The sequence below is a fragment of the Micromonospora acroterricola genome, from assembly GCF_003172955.1.
Lineage (GTDB): Bacteria > Actinomycetota > Actinomycetes > Mycobacteriales > Micromonosporaceae > Micromonospora > Micromonospora acroterricola.
The window spans coordinates 1-16729 of sequence record NZ_QGKR01000248.1 but is presented as its reverse complement, the minus strand read 5'-3'; the positions used below and the strand labels follow the sequence as shown (position 1 = coordinate 16729).

Genomic DNA, 16729 nt, shown 5'->3' with positions numbered 1-16729 from the left:
GGGCTCAGCCGCGCCGGGGCCGCCGGGTCATGGCGAAGCCGACCACGCCGGCCACCGCGGCCAGCACGCCGCCGACGCTGGTCCAGACCCAGCGCGAGCCGCGCGGCAACCAGCCGATGAAGCGGTCCTGGAGCGACATCACCGGGGCGGCGCGCAGATCCTCCGTGGCGGCGGCGAGGCAGGAACCCAGGTAGACGCTGAGCATCGCCCGGTCACCGCCGTACTCCGCCAGCAGCCGGCTGCGCTTCGTCGCGCACGGCCACTCGTCGCCACAGGAGCCGCAGCTCCAGCCGGGCGTCGTCGGGGCGTGGTCGTCAGCACGGCCCCCCGGCCGTTCCGCACCATCGGTCATCGCACGTCCTCTCCAGGTCTCCGCCGGACTGGCAGTTGCCGTGCCCGGCCAGCGGTTGATGGTGGTCCCCCCGGATGCCATCAGGGCGAGCGCTACGCGTCCCTCCGGTGTTACATCCTTCCGGTACGTTCTCCCCTCGTGAGAGTCGGAAAGTTGACGGTCGACGCCGTGTCGGCGCAACGCATCCGTTCCTACCGGCCGGTAGCCGGCGATGCGTGACCTGCTGCCGGCAACCGTCGCCGTAGCCGTCGCCGGTCCGGACGACTGGGCCGGGGAGCTGCTCGCCGCCGAGCAGGCCTGCCTCGGCGAGCGGGCGGTACAGACCCGTCGGCGGGACTTCACCGCCGGGCGCGTCTGTGCCCGCCGGGCCATGGCCGGTCTCGGCCTGCCGGCGGCCGCCGTGCCGGCCGCCGCCGACCGTGCGCCCCTCTGGCCGGCCGGAGTGGTCGGCAGCATCACCCACACCACCGGCTACTGCGCCGCCGCCGCGGCGCGCAGCACCGACATCCGGTCCGTCGGCATGGACGCCGAGCAGCACCGCGAGATCAATGCGGGAGTACGCCGACTCGTGCTGCTGCCCGAGGAGGAGGAGACCTGCGCCCGGCTGCCCGGCGACGTCTCCTGGCCCGTCGTGTTGTTCAGCGCCAAGGAGACCGTCTACAAGGTCTGGTATCCGGTCGTCGGAAGCTGGCTCGACTTCCACGACGCCCGGCTGGAGCTCGACCCGGACGCGGGCACGTTCACCGCCCGCATCGCGCGGGCCCGGCTGGACGCGGCCACCGTCGCCGACCCACCGGCCACGGTCACCGGCCGGTTCGTGGTCGCCGACGGGCTGGTCCGCACCGCCGCCGTGCTCGCGCTCCCCTGACAACGCGGCGCCGGGCGAGCCGGCCGGAGACCGTCCATGCTGGCCGGTCCGGTGCGTCCCCGCGCATCCGTCCCGCCTCCCAGCGGGCGTGGGACGGGCTCCGGCGCGGCGACCGGGCGATCGACGACGCGCGGTAACGTCGGCGGGTTCCCGAACCGCACGTACCGAGGCGTCAAGGAGTACGGTGACCCACCCCCAGCCCCCCGTCGGGCCGCAGGACCCCCAGCAGCCGAACCCGGAGCCGCCGACGCAGCCGTTCCCGGCGACACCGCAGCCGCAGTCCGCCGCCGACCCGACGATCCCGCAGGCGCCCGTACCACCGAACCCCTGGTCGGCGGAGGGGACGGCACCGCAGCCACCGGTGTCCGGGCCGCCGGTTCCCGGAGTGCCGGTGTCCGGGGTGTCGCAGCCGGGCGTACCGGGCCAGTGGACTCCACCGCCCACACCACAGTCGGGCGTACCGGGGCAGTGGACGCCGCCACCCACGCCACTGTCGGGCGTACCGGATCAGTGGGCGCCGCCACCCACGCCGTACCCCGGCGCGCCGCAGCCGCCCTACGCCAGCGCGCCCTATCCGACCGCACCCGGTCAGGCCTGGCCGCAACCGCCGTTCTCCGGCGACGCGTACCCGGCGGCGGGCGGTGGCGGCTACCCGCCACCCGGCGGTCCGGGCTATCCGCTCACCATGCCGCCACCCGTTCCGGCGAAGAGCTCCAAGAAGACCGTGGTGGTCATCGCGGTCACCGCGGCCGTGCTCACCCTGCTGTGCTGCGCCGGCGGCATCGTGGCGGTGGTCATCGGCGCGAACCGGGCCGCCAACGAGGTGACCGAAGCGCTGCCCACCCCGGGCGTGACCCGGGGCGTCGGGCAGCCGCCGGGCGTCACCCCCGCACCCGCCCCGTCCTCGACCGACGACGACACCCGCAACATGCCGGCCGGGGACACCCTGGTCATCGACGACAACGGCGGCACCACCGAGATCACGGTGACGAAGTTCAGCACCGCCACCAAGCCCTGCAAGTCGTACGGCCTCAAGCCGGACGAGGGCATGTACGTGATCGCGGACGTGACGGTCCGGGTCACCAAGGGCACCGGCTCGGTGAACCCGCTGTTCTTCCAGTGGGTCGCCGCCGACGGCACCGAGACCAACGCCATCGCCGGGGCCTTCTCCGGCTGCGGCAAACCCATGCCGGCCGGCAACGGCCTGACCGTCGGCACCACCCGAACCGGCAGCGTGGTGTTCGACGTGGCCGACACCAACGGCGTGCTGGAGTACCAGCACGAGTTCGAGACCGCCGGCTCCTGGAAGCCGTGACACCTGCGGCGAGGGAATCGCGGCAGCCGTACCTTCCCTGACCGCACGTTTCCTGCCTCACTGACCGGTTCCGGAGCGGACCGGGTTTTCCCCCACGGAGGGCGGGGACGCGGGTCAGGAGAGGCGGATCGCCCGGTCCCGCCAGGACGAGAGGGAGACGACATGAGCTTGGAGAGGGCGAACGAGAACGTTGAGCGCGTGGCCGGCCCCGCCAGGGCCCAGGTGGGCAACATGACCCAGGACGAGCGGTCGCAGGCGGAGCGGGTGGCGCAGCGAGACGAGATCCGGGGCAACAAGGCCGGCGAGCACGTCCAGGAGGACGCGCGGGACGTTCCGGAAGACTTCACCAGCTGACCCGCGACAACGCGGCGCGCCCACCGTCCCCGGCGGGGGCGCCGCCCGATCGGTCGCAGGACCGCGTCAGTCGACGGTAGCGCCGCACACGCTCCAGGCGGGTTCGGTCGTGACGGAGAGACTCACCGACGTCGTGGCACCGGAGCGGCTGGTCAGCCGCGCAGTCACGTGAGCACGGTTGCCGGCCTCATCGCCGAATGAAGCCCTGCCGAGTTCGTGGGAAACCGGCCGGCCCCGCCGCTCCACCGCTTGGGTGAACTCCACGACGCTGATCCGATCCCTCACTTCCGAACACATCGAGCGGTGGGCGGCGTCGTCCTCGCCCCGCTCCAGGTGCTGCACGAACCGGTCGGCTGCGGCGCGCGGCTCGTCGATGTCCGGCCCGCCGTACGCCAACACCAGAAAGCCGAGACACGGCAGGGACGCCGCCAACAGGAACGCCGCCACGCACAGGCCGGCGACGGCCCAGGGCCCCCAACCTCGCTGGCGGACAGGCCAGGGCGGCGGCGCGTACGGCGGTGGCGTCATGTCCGGCAGGCTAGCCACGGCGAGTCAGATCCCGAGCACGAGCGGAACACAGCTCGATCTCGATGAGCTGCCTCGAGTACGCCAGAATCCTGCTGGTTCGGTGATCGTCGGAGGAGGTGTCGGCATTGGGCGCCGAGAGCGGCCCGGAGACGGTGCGGGGCCTACAGGAGAGGGCAGCTCGCGCTCTCCCGGCGTCGACCGTCGAGCACAGCGACGGGTGGTGGCTGCGCCACGCCCCGGGCTGCGCCTGGTGGGTGGAGACGGTGCTGCCACACGGCGACGGCGGACGGGCCGCCCTGGCTTGCAGGGTGACCGGTGCGGAGAAGTTCTACGCCGACCGTGGCGCGACCGCGCGGTTCCAGATCACCCCGGGCGCGTGCCCCCCGGGCCTCGACGCCCTGCTGGCGGAGCGCGGCTACCGCGCTGAGAGCCCGATGTCGTTGCAGACGGCCTCGGCGGTTCGCGTCCTCTGCGACGCGCCGGCCAACTCGCTGCGGGTCCGGTTGGACGATCAGCCGACGAGCGGATGGTTCGACGTCTGGAGCGCCGTGCACGGTCGCGGTGGGACGTCCGCTCCCGAGTGGGACATGCTGCGGCGCGTGAACGCTCCGTCCGCCTACGCCAGCGCGATGATCGGCGGCGCCGTCGTGGCGGTGGGTCGCGCCGTGGTCGACACCGGCTGGGTGGGGCTGTTCGGTATGGCCACGGCGCCCCGGGCGCGGGGCAGAGGCGCCGCCCGAAGTGTGCTCGCCGCGTTCGCCGAGTGGGCTGGCGGACACCACGCCGACACCATGTATCTCCAGGTGGAGCAGGACAACGTCCCCGCTCAGCGCCTGTACCGGCGGGCCGGCTTCGGCGAGCTGGCCGGCTATCACTATCGCGGCGTGCGGTAGGAGTCGGCCCAGGCCTCCCTGGTGGTGACGACGGGCTGGCCGGCGCGTACCGACTCTTCGATGGCCAGGCTGATGAGGTGGTCCTGGCAGGCCTCCGCCAGGGGATACGGCGCCGGGCCCTCGTCACGTGCCCAGGCGCCGGCGCGAGCCATGATGTCGGCCACGGCGATGTCGTCGTCGGACATTCCGCTGCCCACGAACGGATTCCGGTAGACCGGGCGTCCGTCGAAGCTGATGTGCTTCAGGTCGAGCCCTTCGAGGTTCAGGTCGATGCCGGTCTGCCGGCGCACCAGGGACGACTCCACCGGCGTGGTCGGGTCCGCCAGGCGGACGACGCGATCGTCCACCAACTCGCCGAGCGAGCCCCGGACCACCAGACGGCGGGCGCGCAGCGGGTTCCACCACTGGTTGTCGGTGAAGTCGTACAGCCCCATCCGCCCGCCGCCGAAGTCGATGGTCGCGAGGGTGGTGGTGAGCTGCTGCGGCGTGGCGTCGCCACTCCAGCCGTCAGGCGACAGCGGGTTGGCCAGCGGCGCGACGAAGGCCCGCGCGCTGACCTCGGCGTCGTCGTACCCGACGCCGAGCAGGCCGCGGATCAGCGAAACCGCGTGGTAGAGGTGGGTCGAGGAGATCTGCACGGAGGTCGGCTCACCGAGCACCCCGGCGCGGACCAGCTCCAAGCGGGCCGCGTGCCCGGGCATCAGCAGGTACTGCTCGGCGACCTGCACCAGGCCGCTGTCCCCGACATCCGACCAGAGCGACCGCAGGCCGGCCAGGTCGGGCGCCGGCGGCGTCTCGGCGAGCACCGGCACGCCGGCCGCCACCAGCTCACGGGTCGCGTCGGGCGTCACCGACCAGGGCACCGACACGATGACGAAGTCCGGCCGTTCGTGGGCGAGCAGGTCGGCCGTCGTGCGGAAGGTCCGCACGTCCCACGCGGCCGCGACCGCGGCACCCCGTGATTCGGTACGCGTGACGACGCCGGTCGCCCGGAACCGCTCGGGCAGCAGCCGCGCCAGGCGAAGGAAGAACTCGCCCCGCCATCCGCTGCCGACGAGGCCGAACCGGGTCTGGGCCGTGGATGTCATGTGGGCTCCTCACGTCGACACGCGGATGCTAGTCGCCCTGTGGACCCGCCCTCCCTCGCTACGGTTGCCCCTGTCCCCCGACAGACGGAAGGCGGAGGATGTCGCTGATGGCTGCCGGACCGCTTCGCGCAGCAGACGGAACGACGGCCGTGCAGGCGCGGTTGCCGCTCGACTACTACCTGATCCTCGCGAAACCGGGCGCCGACGATCCGGCCGCCGAGGTGGAGGGAATCGTCGTCGAGGAGTTCGACCGGACCGCTGACTTCTCGACGGTGGGGCTGGACAGCGCGGGCTGGACGCCGTCAGGTGACGGCTGGTGGAGTTCCGCCGCGCTCAGCCGCAGCATGCGCACCGATCGGGAACTGCTGGCGAGGGTGGTTCCCACGTCGCGCGGTGCGGCCGAACGCATCTACCGCCAGCTCGGCGGCGGGCAGTTGCCGCCCGAAGCGGTCCTGCGCACGTACTTCCGCGACCACCAGCCGATCGCCACCGCTCCGCCGCTGCGGCTCGGTCCCGCGCACCCACCCACCGGGTTCCACGAACGGCGCGTCTACCGCGTCCTCTTCGCTAAGGATCTCCGGGAGGATCAGGTGGCGAGCCTCAGGACGCTCTGGCACTCGAGGGTCGACGGCGCACCACGTTCTCCGGGGTCAGTCGTCGCCGGTCACCTGGATCAGGGCGGCCACCAGTTCGCCTGGGACGTGCGCCGGGTTGGTCGAGACGTCGCCTGGTGCCTCGACGTGACCGTCCTGTTGGGAGACGGCCCCTCCACAGGGGTCGGGTCGGTCCTCCACGAGCTGACGCAGGCCCTGCGACAGCGCGGCCTGATACCCGTGACGACTGAACGGTTCTTCTGACCTGTGTGTGTTGGGGGGTTACACGACCGGATTGGTTGACGGGTCGCGAGTGGGCCGCGTCGGGCGCGGGCCGCGATAGGGCAGGGTGGCGCTGTAGACGACGTTGGTGGTGGTGCTGCCGAACGCGGCGAGTTCGTTGACGATCAGTTCGAGGTGCGCCATGGACGTCGCGGCGACCTTCAGCACGTAACAGTCGTCTCCGGTGGTGCGCAGGCACTCCAGAATCTCCGACCGCTGCTCCAGCAGGCGGCGCAGCGGGTCGTGCCGGCTGCCGGGGTACTTCAGCCGCACCACCGCGAGCACGGCGAAGCCCGCCTTGGTCAGGTCGACCTCGGCGCGGTAGCCCGTGATCACACCGGTCGCCTCCAGCCGCCGCACGCGTTCGCTGGTGGCCGACGCACTCAGTCTGACCCGCCGGCTGAGCTCGGTGATCGGCACGCGGCCGTCCTTCTGCAGCTCGATCAGGATCGACCAATCGACGGCATCAAGATCCTCGGACATTCGCCAAAACTAGCGGTGGATCCACGGTGGGAGCCACCAAGGTCCGTGAACAGGATGTTCACAAGCCGGATCCACGCTCACTAGCCTCGAACCTGTGCAGATTGGCGTGAACGTACCGAACTTCGCCCCGGGCACCGACCCCGAGATGCTGCGGCAGTGGGCACAGACGGTCGAGGGCCTCGGCTTCGACCTGCTGATGGTCTCCGACCACATCGCGGTGACCCCGGACGTGGCCGAGCAGTATCCCGCGCCGTTCTACGAGCCGTTCACCACGCTGTCGTGGCTGGCCGCGTTGACCCGCCGGGTCCGGCTGGGCACCACCGTGCTCATCGTCCCGTACCGGCACCCGCTGCTCACCGCCCGGATGGCGGCGAACCTCAACCGGCTCAGCGGCGGCCGGCTCGTCCTCGGCGTCGGCGTCGGCTGGGCCCGGCAGGAGTTCGAGGCGCTCGGCGTGCCGTACCGCCGACGTGGCGCGCTGACCGACGAGTACCTGAACGCCATGCGTGACGCCTGGCGCGACACCGACGACTACGACACGCAGGCGATCCCGATCTGGGTCGGCGGCAACAGCGACGCCGGCATGCGACGCGCCGTACGACTCGGTGACGCGTGGCACCCGCTGCGGTTCACGCCCGGATGGTTGGTGGAGGCGACCGAGCGGCTCAAGGCCATCGCCGACGAAATGGGTCGCCCGGTGCCCGCGTTGATGCCGCGCATGGCACTTCAAGAGACCCGTGAACCGGTCACCGCCCCGGACCGGCCCGCCGGTGTCGGCACCATCGAGCAGATCATCGCCGACATCGACCAGATCCGACTGCTCGGCGCGGAGACGGTGGTCCTCGACCCGTTCAACGGCGACCTGACCGAGATCCGCCAGCCCGAACGCGCCTGGCAGACCCTCGCGGCCGTGGCCGCGTACCACAAATCCCAGGAGGCCAGATGACGCCCGACGACGAGACCTTTCTCCGCCGCGCCGTGGACATCGCCAACGAGGCCGGAGCATCCGGCGAACGCCCGTTCGGCTCCCTGCTCGTCGGTGCGGACGGCACAATCCTGGCCGAGGACCACAACACCGTGGTTTCCGACTCGGACATCACCGCCCACCCGGAACTGAAGCTGGCCCGCTGGGCCGCCCGGCAACTCGCCCCGGAGACGGCGGCCGGCACCACCATGTTCACCAGTTGCCAACCCTGCCCGATGTGCGCGACCGCGATCGAGCGGTCCGGCCTCGGGCGGGTCGTGTACGCCCTGTCCGCCGAACAGTTCGAGGAGGTCAAGCCGGCCACCCCGCCACTGCCCCCGGTGCGGTACGAGGGCCCCGCGCTGTTCGACGAGGCGCGCCGGCCGATCGACAACCACTACTAGTCGCCGGAGGCGTTGCCTCCGCTGCCGCACAGGATCGAAAGGCCGTCCCCCGCACTGGGAGACGGCCTTTGATCTGGGGCGGAGCTGAGGGGATTTGAACCCCACCTTCGGAGTTGATAGATCGCTCTCAATCAGACTGACGCCCTGACCCACCTGCGCAACCGTCGCCAACACCTCTCAACGTGTGACGGCCCTTACCGCTCCCGGGCGAAACTGTCCTGTCACGGGACATGCCTGACAATCGCGTCCACCAGATGCTTGACATGACCCACACCGCCAGGTCACGGGAGACATGACTTCAACGGCGGCCCCGCGCCGATAAATGAATCGGCAAGCGGCACCGACACTCGTAGCGTCGTCCGGATGGGCAGCGACGATGAGCGGGACCTGGTCCGACGCGGGTACGACGCACTCTCCTACCGCTACCGGGCGGACGACGCCGACGACGGTCAGTACGCTCCGTGGCTCGTCGGCTTACACCGGCGCCTACCTGCCTCAGCAGCGGCCCTCGACCTCGGATGCGGTTGTGGCGTGCCGGTCGCCCGCTTCCTCGCCGACGCTGGACACCACGTCACCGGCGTCGACATCAGTGATGTGCAGATTGAGCGCGCACGCCACCTGGTGCCCACCGGCACCTTCCTTCGGGCCGACGATCACGGGCCGCTTTCAAGCCCAGCGCGTTTATCTAGACAGGCATTTGAAAAAGGCTTATAGGGGCAGCTCTGTCGCCGACATCGCCGTCGACTACGGCGATGCTTGGGTTGTCGTGGAGGTCACTACCACGCCACCTCAAAGGCATACAGTGAACGCTTCTTCTATCACCGGCCTTGAGCGCGATGTTGAGATGGTAATCGCGGAGGCGAGCCAAGTATCCGAAACGATTATTCATCTGCGATCTCATCCTGCCAGACTGGCAGGCCAGCCAGGCATGAGAGCCAGAGAATTCTTTCCCGTCATTGTTCTGACCGAGGGATTTCCTAATAATTTCATAGTGACAGGAATTGTCCGAGACGAGCTTCGCAGGCGGGGCATTCTACAAGAAGCCGGCGTCGCGCCCGTAGAACTGATGACGCTCGGCGATCTAGACGTGGTTGAGGCTATGGCGGAGCATCAGGGCTCCACGCTTCCCGATCTGCTAAGAGCAAAGGCAGCATCAGCGTTCCGGTCAGACTCCATTAGGAACTTTATCTTGAGTCAGCCGTCATACAATCTCAAGCGTTGCACGCGCGTCGCGGCCGGCTTTCAAAGGTTCTTCTCGTATATCAAGGAAACAATTGCGTTCGGCGATCTACGCTGAACTCTTATGCCGCTGCGGCATGAGACGGACCGGAAGTGATGTGTACTCGCAAGCTCGGTGAGTACCAGACAGTAAGGTCGCCGAGTGCTGATCCCACGGCACCATCCACGGCCAACGAAGTGGCGCTCGTGCCCGCGGACGGAGTCACGAGCGTGATCCGGGGCAAGCGCGGGCGACCGCCTTCTGATCTCATACTGGAAGGCATCCCGCGGCATGGCTACCGAGAAGGGAGAATCGATGGCCTGGTGGTCGCGGGGTAGCGCGTCCACCATGTACATTGAGAGTTGGTCGGATCCCGAGACTTCGTCTCGGGATCCGACGTAGTGGCGTGGCCCCTTTGGTGTTTCTCCGCCCGCTGGTCACGAGCATTGTGTGCCGAGTGCTTTCTTCGGCGATGGCTCCAACGGGAGTGCAAACACGACCATGGCGGGTCCTCGCTCAACCGATGTCAGCGGCCCGGTTGCGGATTTGTTCCTGGAGCGGTGCGGCGGGGTCGGCGGCGAGAGCTTCGTGTAGGCGACCACGCAGCCACTGTCCAAGGACGCCAACGAGGGACAGGGCGGCATCATGCTGCTCATATCTGGCATCGACCAGGTGCTCGACTCGTCCATTTGAGTGGAGGCGCCGAATGGCCCCACCGAGAAACACCACGGTGTCCAGTCGCGGGCGATCGTCGAAGTGAGTGACCGCGTTACGGATGTTCTTGGCCTGCGGCACCACCATTAGGAAGGCGGCGCGAGCCCGAGCAATCTCGGCAGGCTTGTTGAACAGCCGGTCGATCTCTTCGCTGAGAGAGATTAGGCGTCCCAGCTCCATAGCGTAGTAGTCGAGATCGATCTCGGGGTCGGTGTGGACTCTCAGCTCGTGGTCGGTCCCCCTGTAGTGCACAGCGACGCTCTCGTTATACGAGAGGATCCGGGACCGCTGGAGCTTGAGGCCCTCCTCAATTCGCCCGAGCCCGCGAAGTAGGCGGCTGACGATGGTTGTGTCACGGTAATTGGAGGTCACGTCACCTAGGGTATGCACGCGGACAACCCAGTTCTGCGGGCGATGACCTCCACGGCCGATGTCGCGCTCCGGGAAGGACTGCCGAGCCGCCGACGAAGACCGTCGGGCAGAGAAGCGGGTCGGTGTCACGAGCAGCGCCTCAAGTTCCGGAAGGCGGGCCGCACATGTCGGGGGCCTGCGGCGGTGTGGCAATAGGTGGCTAGGAAGCGGGCACCAGCCCGGGTGGATCATCATCTGGAACTCGAAGGTAGGCGGCATACCCGGCGCGAGTCCGCGCAGGCCATCAGCCCAGTCCTTCAGGCGCGCAGCGCCGGTCGAATCCTTGTCGCCCGCCACGCCCACGTGTCCCCCGAAAGATCAGTTTGCCCGTGAGCACCCATCGTCGCGGTGTACGGGCCGCGTGCACAAGCCGCACACGCGCTGCCGTCACCGGAGTGGGCCCTGCGTTTCCTCGACCGTCGTCGCCGCTCGGTGATCCACCGTTGGCGGAGGGGGCAGGTGCGGTCACCATATGGAAGACCCGGCCAGGCGTTGGACTAGCCCGCTGCGAGGCCCCGTCGTCAATGCAAGGACGGGCGCGGGTGGTGCATACTCGGCAGCGCCGTTTCGTCTTAACGAGGAGAGGGGCGCCGTAGGTGGAGTTCCGCAAGGCAAAGCCGGTCAGCCTGCGTGGTAACCCGCTGTTCTCGGAGAAGTGGCTACAAGGTTTGATCGCCGAGGACCCGAGCCTGCTCGGGTTGGGTGATCTGGTGTTGATGCAGGCGGAACGGCGGCAACCGCGTGCAGGCCGGCTAGACCTGCTCCTGGTAGACCCGGACGAGCCCACCCGATACGAGGTGGAGATCCAGCTCGGTCCCACTGACGAGGCGCACATCATCCGCACCATCGAGTACTGGGACATCGAGCGGTCCCGGTACCCGCAGTACGAGCACGTCGCCGTGCTGGTCGCTGAGGACATCACCAGCCGGTTCCTGAACGTCATCAGCCTGTTCAATCGGGCCATCCCGCTTGTTGCCATCCAAATGCGTGCCCTCAATGTGGGCGGGACGCTGACGTTGAGCGCCACGACCGTACTGGACGTAACCCGGCTCGGCACGGATGAAGAAGACGAGCCAGGACAGGCGACCGACCGGTCGTACTGGGTACAACGCAGCTCGTCGGCGTCCGTATCGATCGCCGACGAGGTGCTGGCCCTGGTCAATACCATCGCACCGGGTATGCAGCTGAAGTACAACAAGCACTACATCGGTCTGGCCCGCGACGGCATCGCCGACAACTTCGTGCAAGTGCGACCCCGGCGGAGCCACGCGGTCTTGGAGATCCGGCTGCCACGCAGCGACGAAACCAGTGCTCTGTTGGACGCTTCCGGCCTTGACGTTTTGTCGTACGCGGCGCGGTGGGGCCGGTATCGGATGACCGTCAACTCAGCCCACATCGCCGCGCACCAGCAGCTACTACTGGACCTCATCCGGCAAGCGGCTGGAACCCCAGCACCGGACAACGACTGACGTCGCACGTAAGCGCTGCCTTGTTCGGCTGGTCCTGGGCTGCCGCCGGCCGGACCTAACGATGCCGGCCAAGGTTACCGCCCGAGGTCTGGCACGAGGCTTGACCCGACCGAGAACCCCGGGCAGGAGCAGCCTGCCCGACGAAGGGAGACCCAACACCGTACAGACCGTTTGACAGCCGCGATTGAGACTCGTCAGGTCAGGTGCTCCACCTTGTCACCCTGGCCCTGGTCCGCTCCACCATGTGTGGGTGTCGGCGGCAGACTGGATGGCACTGCGGGTACGAGCGGGCTTCGTAACCCGGTAGGCGGATTGGCCAGCCGCACCTAACCTGTCTGGCGTGCGTGAACCTGTTCCCACCGGCGAGACGATGGACCTCGGCAACCTGCACCTGTACTGGCAGCTCATTGACCAGGAGTTCCAGGCGGTCGACGGCTTGCTTTCTCTGGAGGGGCGCCACGTACTCTCTGCCCGCGCCTTCGACCAGTCGCAGGTCGCCGGGCCTCGTACCTACATCGGGGTGACGCGATATCTGGGTGTTGCCAGGGACAACCACCAGGCACTGCTCGCGTTGCTGAAGCATCATGGCGCCACGCTTTGGGCCCCGTGGAGCCTGCTGCGGCCCACCTTCGAGACGGCCTTCTACGCCGCGTGGATCCTCGACCCGGACGATGGGCGGGAGCGCCGGGCGCGAGGGCTTCGGTGCGAGGTCAACGACTACTACCAGCAGCGTAACCATCGCGCTGCCTTCAAGGCTTTCCCTGAGGCGGCGAAGCTGATCGTGGAGCGTGAGCAGTGGGACGCGACGCATGGGTCGTTGAAGACCTACCGCGAGGAGGCTGCTGCACTCGGCCGGCGATGGAACGAGATCCAGCAGAAGGTCAACGTTGTGCAGGAGTTGCCCAAGCTGACCTTCGTCAAGAGCCAGCGCGAGTCCGCTCCGTTGTTCGAGGCGATGTGGCGTCTGCTCTCCGGCTACGAGCATGGCCTCGGATGGGCCTTGATGAACGGTAGCAAGCGGAAGGTGGAGGCCGAGATTCCCGGCGGCTCATTTGTCAACTTCACCATCAACGACGAAGCCTTCGTAAACGCAGCGAAGGCCACCTATTTCCTGCTCCTGTCGGCCTGCCGGCTCCTGCGACGCCGCCACCTGGAGCCGATCCGATAGGGAAGTAGTCCCTTGCTGAACCCGGGGCGTTCCAGGGCCGCCGCCATGCAGTCCGCATCTAGTCCGCGAGCGATCGACCCACTGCGTCGACACCTACAAGCAGGCACCGTCAGGGAGGTAAGGGTTGGAGCGAATGGAGCCATCAGGCGACGCGACCGCTGTCGGCGGTACGGATGCCGTCGAGATCCGCCACCGAGCAGTCCTGCGAAAATTCATAGTACGTGCGCGTCGGGTAGAGGAGCACCCCCTCGCTGCCGACAAAGAAAGGCTTATGGCGTGGGCCCGGGGTACCTTCACGCTCAAGTTCGAGCCTCAGTCAGGCAAAGCAACTATGACATGGGATTTGCCCGAGGAAGAGGCACTCGACTCCCTCGCCGCTCGATGCCGACCGTTCCTTCTTCAAGGCGATCCGGTTTACCATTCAAAGGTGACCAGCGCTCTTGGCTACTTCCTTCGTTCCGCTCCAGAGGAACTCAAGGGCCAACTCCAAGAGATCCGCGCAGGTTGGCGGCCGCTGGACCCTGGTGATCGGAAAACTATCGGCTATGAGTCGAGGACCGGATCGGTTACGGAGTCATTGGGCGGCCTTGTAGCAGACAAACAGTTAGCCTATGCCTGGCTCTACGGCGACCTCGTACACGCAGACGACAACGGAGACGAACGCCTGCACGGCCATGATATCGACGCCCGATTCCAGGCCGGCACTTTGCTTATTACGAACGTTGCGGTTAAGACAATCATGACACTCAACCTTGCGAGATCCGCGCAGTCGCAGAATTACCTCACACTGGAAAGCGGTGTATACACTGAGCGGGTCACCGCTCGCCCTGAACGTGATTTGGAAGTCGTAAAATTTGCGACCGCTCCCGTAGGAACGCCCATAGCTGATATCGAAGCCGCTCTGGATGGCATTGTTCCTGACCCCGACTCCTCAAAGGACTAATCATCGCATCCTGTGGCCCGCGGTGGCGAGCCGGTCGCGCCCTTCCGATCGGCCACCACCCAATCAGTTCAGTCCAGGTATGCCCGTCTGCGGACAACAGCCGGCCATGGACGGACGGGTCTACGGCTGGCGCGACTCAAGTTCAGCCCTGCCTCTATCGGTCAGGGCGGCGCTGCTGGGACCAGAACTCGAGGATTTCGGAGCAGAGGATCAGGGCCGGGCCTCGGTGCCCGAAGCCGATGACGGGCTGCACCGGGGCCGCCGCGGACAAGCAGACGGCAGACCTCGACCCGGCGCGGATGCTCGCACTGGCGCCGTCGCCGCCTGCGGCGAGCGCCCCGGTCAGCCTGTTCGGGGGCCGGCAACCTGCCACAAGGCACTGACCGGCAATGCGCGGAGCCTGTCGCCGAACGGCAGTGTCGAGGTCCCGGTGTAGAGGACGATGCCGGCGATGAAGTCGTCACCGAGGCGGTCGGCGAGTCGGCGTAACCCGCGGAAATCGTCGGATCCGACGGTTGTGGCTGCCTTGACCTCAATCCCGACCACATGCCCGGATCTGTTCTCGAGCACCGCGTCGACCTCGTACCTACTCTGGTCGCGGTAGTGGGAGAGGTCGGCAGACTGCTCCGACCAGGTGAGCTGGCGGGACAGCTCAGACAAGACAAATGATTCGAGCAATGCGCCGAACGATGCGCCCGGCCGGAGCAGTGCGCGGGCGTCGGTCGCGATCTCGTTGGCGGCGATGCCCGAGTCGACAAAGATCAGTTTCGGCGCGGCAGTTGAACGGGTGCCAAGATTTCGGGACCAACCGGGGATCCGCTTGATGAGGAAGATCTCTTCCAGTGCCTGGAAGTATCGTGCGATCGTCGGGCGGCTCAGTCCGAGGGCGGATTCGAGGGCGTTGGCGGCGATGATGGTCGCGGATCTGGCGGCGAGTAGGCGCACCAGCTTGCGCAACTCGCCCTTGTGCTGGATGTCGGACAGTTGTCGCACATCGCGATCGATGAGCGCTTGGACATACGCGTCAAGAAACCGTTGGCGCCGCCGCGGGTCGACGCGGTTCGTGGCCTCGGGCAGGCCGCCTCGCACGATCCTGGCCGCGTAGTCGGCGCGGGTCACGTCCGACTCGTGTCGCAGTTCGGGGCCGAGAGCGAAGACGGCGTCGACGAATCCGTCCGGCTCGCCGTCGAGTTCGCCTTGTGAGAACGGCCAGAGCTCGACGGTTTCCATCCGGCCGGGCAACGCGTCCGGGGCAGCCACCATGCCGAACAGCCGCGATGAGCCGGTGAGCAGATAGCGGCCGGGACGAACGTCCTCGTCGACGGCCGCCTTGATGGCCAGCAGCAGTTCCGGAGCGCGCTGGATCTCGTCGATCACCAGCAGTTCGGCGGAGTCCACGAAACCAACCGGGTCGGCGATCGCCGCAGCCCGGTCCTGCGCCCGGTCGAGATCGCGGCGCTCGGCGAGCCGGTCGCCTGCGACGATGCGAACCAGGGTGCTCTTGCCTGCTTGGCGTGCTCCGCTGATCAGCACGACGCGGGTGTCAGCGAGTGCTGCGTCGACCTGCGCGGCGGCGTGGCGGGGGATCAAGTGCGGTGTGGGCACGAGCCATGATAACCGGCGGGGTTACGATCTGCGGGCAGGTCTGCTTTCGATCTGCGGCTCGGCGATGTTCGGTTCGCGGGCCTGTGGCGTTCGATATGCGGCGGTACGCTGATCGACGAGGAACATCGCCGGACCGCCACCTGGCTCGGCCGCACTGACTTGCCGCAGTCTTGGTCAGCTAGCCGGTGGGCAGATGGAAGCTCTGCGGTGTCCGTCCGGCGTGGCACTCACGGCATGGTCCGCCCGGGTCACATACCCAGCGCCGGTCTTAACGCCCCAGGCAGAAGGACATGGGAAGTCTCTCGGAGCCTGAACGCGCCCTACAGCTAGCAAGGCTCTTCGGTCTCCGGGGAACCCCGTCGACGCACAGCGCACACAACCCCTAGGCGGAAGGCACAAGCCCACCGCGACGGCGCGTCGTGGTGGCACTCGGTTACCGCGCAACTCGCGTTCGGCGCCACCACAGCCGCCGAACTCACCCTTACGGCTTGAGTTCTGCTGCCCAGTGCCACGGTCTGGGGCTCTGTCCGGCGGTCAAACGATCAAGGGCGGGTTCCCCGTCATCCGGAAACCCGCCCTTGACCTGCTGTTTCTTGGTGGAGCTGAGGGGATTTGAACCCCTGACCCCCTCGATGCGAACGAGGTGCGCTACCAGTCTGCGCCACAGCCCCTCCGCCGGCGAACCGGCTTCGGTCCCACCCGGCTTACACCGGGCGGGCCGGCAGCAAGGCTAACAGGTAGCCGGCCCTCACCGCGAATCCGCCCCCGGCGCGGCGCTCCCGCCCACCCGAAGATCCACTCGTCTTCTTGGAAATCGGGGCATCCCGGACGCCGGGACCACCCGAGCGCCGAGAGCACCCACGGCGGACGGGTCAGGCGCCGCGCCCCGCCTCGTAGGGGCGGCCGCGTAGCCCGCCGGACCTCCGGTAGGAGACCGACGCGCCGTTGACGGCCGCCGGCAGGTCTCCCGGCCGGTCCAGGCCCATCGCGGCGCTGCGCACCCCCTCGCGCTGGGCGGCCAGGCGGCGTTGCGCCTCCCGGCGCGCGGCGGCGCGGCGGGCCTGCTCGCGGCGCAC

At 68.1% G+C, this 16729-nt stretch carries 17 protein-coding genes, 1 tRNA gene and 2 pseudogenes; 12 read left to right on the top strand and 8 right to left on the bottom strand.

The genetic code is table 11. The annotated features are described in order from the left end of the window. Positions 1 to 4: 4 nt before the first annotated feature. A pseudogene (locus tag DKT68_RS31555) lies at positions 5 to 127 on the bottom strand (peptidase); the annotation flags it as partial. Positions 128 to 563: 436 nt separating this feature from the next. On the opposite strand from DKT68_RS31555, the gene DKT68_RS22115 reads away from it, so the two are divergent. From DKT68_RS22115 to DKT68_RS22105, 3 genes are all read left to right on the top strand, one after another. Further along, positions 564 to 1220 (top strand): 4'-phosphopantetheinyl transferase family protein, encoded by a 657-nt coding sequence (locus DKT68_RS22115; RefSeq protein WP_109819314.1) that lies wholly within the window; start codon positions 564 to 566, stop codon positions 1218 to 1220. A gap of 184 nt (positions 1221 to 1404) precedes the next feature. Next, positions 1405 to 2535 carry a DUF4352 domain-containing protein gene (locus DKT68_RS22110; RefSeq protein WP_109819313.1) on the top strand — a complete coding sequence of 377 codons (1131 nt, stop codon included), beginning with the start codon at positions 1405 to 1407 and terminating at the stop codon, positions 2533 to 2535. A 162-nt stretch (positions 2536 to 2697) separates the two neighbouring features. Further along, on the top strand, positions 2698 to 2889 hold the full coding sequence (locus DKT68_RS22105) for a general stress protein CsbD (RefSeq protein WP_109819312.1): 192 nt from the start codon (positions 2698 to 2700) through the stop codon (positions 2887 to 2889). 66 nt (positions 2890 to 2955) lie between these two features. Here the strand turns inward: DKT68_RS22105 and DKT68_RS22100 are convergent, their stop codons facing one another. Beyond that, positions 2956 to 3417 carry an Rv0361 family membrane protein gene (locus DKT68_RS22100; protein WP_146218418.1) on the bottom strand — a complete coding sequence of 154 codons (462 nt, stop codon included), beginning with the start codon at positions 3415 to 3417 and terminating at the stop codon, positions 2956 to 2958. A gap of 125 nt (positions 3418 to 3542) precedes the next feature. Between DKT68_RS22100 and DKT68_RS22095 the strand changes: the two genes are divergently transcribed. Beyond that, the gene (locus DKT68_RS22095; protein ID WP_201749146.1) at positions 3543 to 4310 is read left to right on the top strand and encodes a GNAT family N-acetyltransferase; all 768 of its coding nucleotides are present in this window, start codon (positions 3543 to 3545) and stop codon (positions 4308 to 4310) included. Here the strand turns inward: DKT68_RS22095 and DKT68_RS22090 are convergent. After that, positions 4292 to 5398 (bottom strand): Gfo/Idh/MocA family protein, encoded by a 1107-nt coding sequence (locus DKT68_RS22090; RefSeq protein WP_109819309.1) that lies wholly within the window; start codon positions 5396 to 5398, stop codon positions 4292 to 4294. The genes DKT68_RS22095 and DKT68_RS22090 overlap by 19 nt on opposite strands. 98 nt (positions 5399 to 5496) lie before the next feature. Between DKT68_RS22090 and DKT68_RS22085 the strand changes: the two genes are divergently transcribed. Continuing rightward, a complete protein-coding gene (locus tag DKT68_RS22085) occupies positions 5497 to 6255 on the top strand; it encodes a hypothetical protein (RefSeq protein ID WP_146218417.1) in 759 nt (252 codons plus the stop codon). Between the two features lie 18 nt (positions 6256 to 6273). On the opposite strand, the gene DKT68_RS22080 is transcribed toward DKT68_RS22085, so the two are convergent. Next, positions 6274 to 6756 carry an Lrp/AsnC family transcriptional regulator gene (locus DKT68_RS22080; protein ID WP_109819307.1) on the bottom strand — a complete coding sequence of 161 codons (483 nt, stop codon included), beginning with the start codon at positions 6754 to 6756 and terminating at the stop codon, positions 6274 to 6276. Between the two features lie 94 nt (positions 6757 to 6850). Here DKT68_RS22080 and DKT68_RS22075 point away from each other — a divergent pair, with 94 nt between their 5' ends. The 4 genes from DKT68_RS22075 to DKT68_RS30950 all read left to right on the top strand — a co-directional run bounded on the left by DKT68_RS22075 (position 6851) and on the right by DKT68_RS30950 (position 9421). Further along, on the top strand, positions 6851 to 7702 hold the full coding sequence (locus DKT68_RS22075; protein WP_109819306.1) for an LLM class flavin-dependent oxidoreductase: 852 nt from the start codon (positions 6851 to 6853) through the stop codon (positions 7700 to 7702). Next, complete coding sequence (locus DKT68_RS22070) at positions 7699 to 8124, top strand: nucleoside deaminase (protein WP_109819305.1); 426 nt, start codon at positions 7699 to 7701, stop codon at positions 8122 to 8124. The genes DKT68_RS22075 and DKT68_RS22070 overlap by 4 nt, the downstream gene beginning before the upstream one ends. 363 nt (positions 8125 to 8487) lie before the next feature. Next, entirely contained in the window at positions 8488 to 8838 is a 351-nt protein-coding gene (locus tag DKT68_RS22065) for a class I SAM-dependent methyltransferase (protein ID WP_109819304.1), read from the top strand. Between the two features lie 52 nt (positions 8839 to 8890). Continuing rightward, positions 8891 to 9421 (top strand): hypothetical protein, encoded by a 531-nt coding sequence (locus DKT68_RS30950; protein ID WP_146218416.1) that lies wholly within the window; start codon positions 8891 to 8893, stop codon positions 9419 to 9421. Between the two features lie 438 nt (positions 9422 to 9859). On the opposite strand, the gene DKT68_RS22060 is transcribed toward DKT68_RS30950, so the two are convergent. Next, positions 9860 to 10429, bottom strand: coding sequence for a hypothetical protein (locus DKT68_RS22060; RefSeq protein WP_146218415.1), 570 nt, complete (start codon positions 10427 to 10429; stop codon positions 9860 to 9862). Positions 10430 to 11064: 635 nt separating this feature from the next. Here DKT68_RS22060 and DKT68_RS22055 point away from each other — a divergent pair. The 3 genes from DKT68_RS22055 (at position 11065) to DKT68_RS30945 (ending at position 14048) form a co-directional block, all read left to right on the top strand. Then, a complete protein-coding gene (locus tag DKT68_RS22055; protein ID WP_109819302.1) occupies positions 11065 to 11937 on the top strand; it encodes a hypothetical protein in 873 nt (290 codons plus the stop codon). A 340-nt stretch (positions 11938 to 12277) separates the two neighbouring features. Next, on the top strand, positions 12278 to 13105 hold the full coding sequence (locus DKT68_RS22050; protein ID WP_146218414.1) for a hypothetical protein: 828 nt from the start codon (positions 12278 to 12280) through the stop codon (positions 13103 to 13105). A gap of 427 nt (positions 13106 to 13532) precedes the next feature. Beyond that, a complete protein-coding gene (locus DKT68_RS30945) occupies positions 13533 to 14048 on the top strand; it encodes a hypothetical protein (protein WP_146218413.1) in 516 nt (171 codons plus the stop codon). A gap of 342 nt (positions 14049 to 14390) precedes the next feature. Here DKT68_RS30945 and DKT68_RS22045 read toward each other — a convergent pair whose 3' ends face one another. From DKT68_RS22045 to DKT68_RS22035, 3 genes and pseudogenes are all read right to left on the bottom strand, one after another. Further along, positions 14391 to 15653 carry an ATP-binding protein gene (locus tag DKT68_RS22045; RefSeq protein WP_109819300.1) on the bottom strand — a complete coding sequence of 421 codons (1263 nt, stop codon included), beginning with the start codon at positions 15651 to 15653 and terminating at the stop codon, positions 14391 to 14393. Between the two features lie 594 nt (positions 15654 to 16247). Then, positions 16248 to 16324 (bottom strand) — tRNA-Ala (locus DKT68_RS22040). Positions 16325 to 16525: 201 nt separating this feature from the next. Continuing rightward, a pseudogene (locus DKT68_RS22035) lies at positions 16526 to 16729 on the bottom strand (hypothetical protein); the annotation flags it as partial.

Excerpts from the sequence above, each read along its gene's own strand:
- DKT68_RS22115 (WP_109819314.1), top strand. The coding sequence starts at position 564 with ATGCGTGACCTGCTGCCGGCAACCGTCGCCGTAGCCGTCGCCGGTCCG.
- DKT68_RS22105 (WP_109819312.1), top strand. The coding sequence starts at position 2,698 with ATGAGCTTGGAGAGGGCGAACGAGAACGTTGAGCGCGTGGCCGGCCCC.
- DKT68_RS22100 (WP_146218418.1), bottom strand. The coding sequence starts at position 3,417 with ATGACGCCACCGCCGTACGCGCCGCCGCCCTGGCCTGTCCGCCAGCGA.
- DKT68_RS22070 (WP_109819305.1), top strand. The coding sequence starts at position 7,699 with ATGACGCCCGACGACGAGACCTTTCTCCGCCGCGCCGTGGACATCGCC.
- DKT68_RS22080 (WP_109819307.1), bottom strand. The coding sequence starts at position 6,756 with ATGTCCGAGGATCTTGATGCCGTCGATTGGTCGATCCTGATCGAGCTG.
- DKT68_RS22090 (WP_109819309.1), bottom strand. The coding sequence starts at position 5,398 with ATGACATCCACGGCCCAGACCCGGTTCGGCCTCGTCGGCAGCGGATGG.
- DKT68_RS22085 (WP_146218417.1), top strand. The coding sequence starts at position 5,497 with ATGTCGCTGATGGCTGCCGGACCGCTTCGCGCAGCAGACGGAACGACG.
- DKT68_RS22065 (WP_109819304.1), top strand. The coding sequence starts at position 8,488 with ATGGGCAGCGACGATGAGCGGGACCTGGTCCGACGCGGGTACGACGCA.